The sequence below is a fragment of the Paramaledivibacter caminithermalis DSM 15212 genome, assembly GCF_900142245.1.
Classification (GTDB): Bacteria; Bacillota; Clostridia; order Peptostreptococcales; family Caminicellaceae; genus Paramaledivibacter; species Paramaledivibacter caminithermalis.
The window spans coordinates 1-3,030 of the sequence record NZ_FRAG01000118.1; the positions used below are offsets into that span (position 1 = coordinate 1).

General features: G+C 29.4%; 4 protein-coding genes. All 4 read right to left on the reverse strand.

Annotated features, from left to right (window positions below):
* Nucleotides 1-59: 59 nt before the first annotated feature.
* Genes BUB36_RS18635 through BUB36_RS18650 form a run of 4 tightly spaced genes read right to left on the reverse strand, consistent with a single transcriptional unit; the run spans nucleotide 60 to nucleotide 2,775 of the window.
* On the reverse strand, nucleotides 60-329 hold the full coding sequence (locus tag BUB36_RS18635; protein WP_084112151.1) for an ABC transporter permease: 270 nt from the start codon (nucleotides 327-329) through the stop codon (nucleotides 60-62).
* Nucleotides 326-1,126, reverse strand: coding sequence for an ABC transporter ATP-binding protein (locus BUB36_RS18640; protein ID WP_073153788.1), 801 nt, complete (start codon nucleotides 1,124-1,126; stop codon nucleotides 326-328). The genes BUB36_RS18635 and BUB36_RS18640 overlap by 4 nt, the downstream gene beginning before the upstream one ends.
* Entirely contained in the window at nucleotides 1,126-2,136 is a 1,011-nt protein-coding gene (locus tag BUB36_RS18645; RefSeq protein WP_073153790.1) for an HlyD family secretion protein, read from the reverse strand. Before BUB36_RS18645 ends, BUB36_RS18640 begins: the two co-directional genes overlap by 1 nt.
* 18 nt (nucleotides 2,137-2,154) lie before the next feature.
* Nucleotides 2,155-2,775, reverse strand: coding sequence for a TetR/AcrR family transcriptional regulator (locus tag BUB36_RS18650; RefSeq protein ID WP_073153793.1), 621 nt, complete (start codon nucleotides 2,773-2,775; stop codon nucleotides 2,155-2,157).
* Nucleotides 2,776-3,030: the final 255 nt, after the last annotated feature.

The following is a 3,030-nucleotide window of genomic DNA, read 5'->3' on the forward strand; positions in this document are numbered from 1 at the left end:
CAGAACTTCAGATATAAGATTTTACCTTTTAACATTAATTTTCATCATAATTCATTGAGTTATGAATAATTCAGGATACTATTTACATATGTTTTTATATCAAAATAATTTGAAGCTGAAAACTTACTTATAAATTCTCTACTTTCAAAAGTTTTATCCTGATCAAAAACTGCTATATCTATGTTTTCAACATCAGTATTTACTGCATATCCAAATATTAATATAAAAATCAAAGGCATTGCAATAGCTATTATTAAGCTAGCTCTATCTCTTTTTATGTGGATAAATTCCTTTTTAACTATAGTAATAAGTCTTTGTATACTCATCATTGGTCACCTGCCTGTTTATTACTAACTTCCTTAATTCCAACAAAGGAAGAGTTCACTTTAGCGCCAGTTTGTTCTTGCACATAACTAATAAATACATCTTCAAGATTTATACTATTCTTTTCCTTTATTAATGACTGTGGGGTTCCTTTGGTAAGTATTTTTCCGTTAAAAACAAAGGCTATCTCATCGCAGCTTTCTGCTTCATCCATATAGTGGGTTGTAACTAATATAGTTATACCTTCATTTGCCAGTTCATAAATCGTCTCCCAAAATATTCTTCTTGAAACTGGGTCAACTCCTGCTGTTGGTTCATCTAGTATAAGGAGTTGAGGTCTATGTAGTAAAGCACAGCCTAAAGCTAATCTTTGTTTCCATCCTCCAGACAAATTTTTAGAAAGAGTTTTTTCTCTCCCTTTTAAGCCTGCCATTTCTATCAATTCGTCAATCCTTTCTTTACTCATCTTTTTAGAAAGGGAATATATATTAGAATAGAATTTTAGATTTTCCAAAACTGTAAGATCCTCATAAAGGCTAAATCTTTGAGACATATATCCAATATTTTGTTTAATTTTTTCTCCTTCCTTATATAAATCGTAACCCAGAACCTTTCCTTTACCAGCGGTAGGTGTTAAAACTCCACAGAGCATCCTTATAGTGGTTGATTTTCCAGCACCATTTGGTCCTAGCAAACCAAAAATCTGTCCCTTTGAGATCTTTAAGCTTATATCATCTACTGCAATATGATTATTAAAGACTTTCCTTAAATTTTTAGCATCAACAGCGTATTCTACATCCATTAATTGACCTCCTTAAGCTTTATATCAACAAACATTCCAGGTTTTAAGCTATTATCTTTTTCTAATATCTTTATTTTAACTTCAAAAACCATTTCTTCTTTATTTTCCTTTGATTCTACATTCTTAGGAGTGAATTCTGCCTCAGATGATATATAAACAACCTTACCTTTAATAGTATTTTTATCATTAGGATCTGTGAGAATGTAAACATCTTCCCCAAGTTTTATTTTAAAAAGCTCTTTTTCAGAAATATAAATCTTTACCCATAAATTATCAGTATCTATGACCGTTGATATAACACCACCAGTTGGAATTAATTCTCCTTTATTAAAATTCAATGTTTGAATTATACCATCTATAGGAGCTTTTATTTTACACTTATTTATTTGATTTTTTAAATTATCTATTTCTATCTCTGCCTTTTCAACTTCTAATTGATTAGCTTTTATATTATATTCAGTTGCTCCATTTAGTAATAGTTCTAAGGCTGCAAGGGAAGATTCATATTGTTTTTCAATGCTTTTCAAATTTGTTTCCGCTGAATCTAAGAGGGATTTTGAATCATCGAGCTGTTGATTGGAAACTGCACCTTCATTATAAAGCTTTTTTATATTATTAAAATTTTCAAGTCTGTATTCATAATTTTTTTTAAATCCTTCCAATTGTACTTTAGTTTTTCTAACATTTGCCCTGGCACTTTTTATTTCTTCATTTCTTGCTCCATTTAATATCTCATTAAGCTTTGTTTTAGCAAATTCCAATCTGTTTTCAGCTTTTCTAAGCTTAATATTAAGGTCAGTCATATCAATATTTGCAACTCTATTTCCTGCCTTTATCCTTTGTCCTTCTTTTATAAAAACTTCTGATATTATTCCACCTAGCTCACAGCTTATTTTTACTTCATCTGCTTCAATAGTACCTGTATAGGTTTGGTTTTGATTATCAGAATTCATACTACAAGACGTAAGAAAGAAAACCCACATTAAAAAAACAATTACAGTTTTTTTCATAACCATAACCTCCAAGAATTAATCTCTATTCCTTATACCATCCATCAACATGTCTATCATTAAGTCTATTTCATCCTCAATATTACTTATAGAAGTCTCTGATGGCATCAATTGTCTTTGAATTAACATCATTAAAACCATACCAAGCATAGATCTAGTTATGATTAAAGATTCAATATCCTTGATTTCTCTATTTTTTTTAGCTATATCAACCACTTTTTTTACAAGTTCAATAGCCTGTTTTGCGATTTTATCAATAAATAATCTTCTTACATCATCATGGAACTGTAATTCGTACAATATTACCTTCATGTAAGCATAATGCTGTTCAAATATTTTTACACGATCAAGTACTATAGCCTTTAAAACTTCCTTAAATGCTTTGTCTTTGTTAGCTTCTACAGTTTCTTCCAAGGATTTTACAACAACTTTTTCTCCAAATATATCTATAGCCTTTAATACTATTCCATGAAGAAGCTCTTTTTTCTTGGGGAAATATCTAAATATTGTGCCTTCAGCAACTTTAGCCCTTTTTGCAATTTCACTAGTGGTAGCTGCTGAATATCCTTTTTCTCCAAAAACCTGTATTGCAGCATCTAATATTCTTTCTTCTGTATTACTTGTTTTTTTCATTGTCATATAATACCTCCTCATACAAATAAATGAGTGATTACTCACTCATATCTTATTCTAATAATGTATAAATGTCAATATTCAAAAAGTAAAGCATTAAGGAAAAAAAGTATTTGAGAAATAATTTTAAAGTATATAACTCAACTTTCGCACGTAAAAATCATTGAAAAAACTGAGATTTGAATGAAAAATTCAAAAAATATAGTAAGAACATTCCCTTTTCTTGAAAGAATTTCAAGGACGTTCTTATGACTGTATGAT

Excerpts from the sequence above, each read along its gene's own strand:
- BUB36_RS18650 (WP_073153793.1), bottom strand. The coding sequence starts at position 2,775 with ATGACAATGAAAAAAACAAGTAATACAGAAGAAAGAATATTAGATGCT.
- BUB36_RS18635 (WP_084112151.1), bottom strand. The coding sequence starts at position 329 with ATGATGAGTATACAAAGACTTATTACTATAGTTAAAAAGGAATTTATC.
- BUB36_RS18645 (WP_073153790.1), bottom strand. The coding sequence starts at position 2,136 with ATGAAAAAAACTGTAATTGTTTTTTTAATGTGGGTTTTCTTTCTTACG.
- BUB36_RS18640 (WP_073153788.1), bottom strand. The coding sequence starts at position 1,126 with ATGGATGTAGAATACGCTGTTGATGCTAAAAATTTAAGGAAAGTCTTT.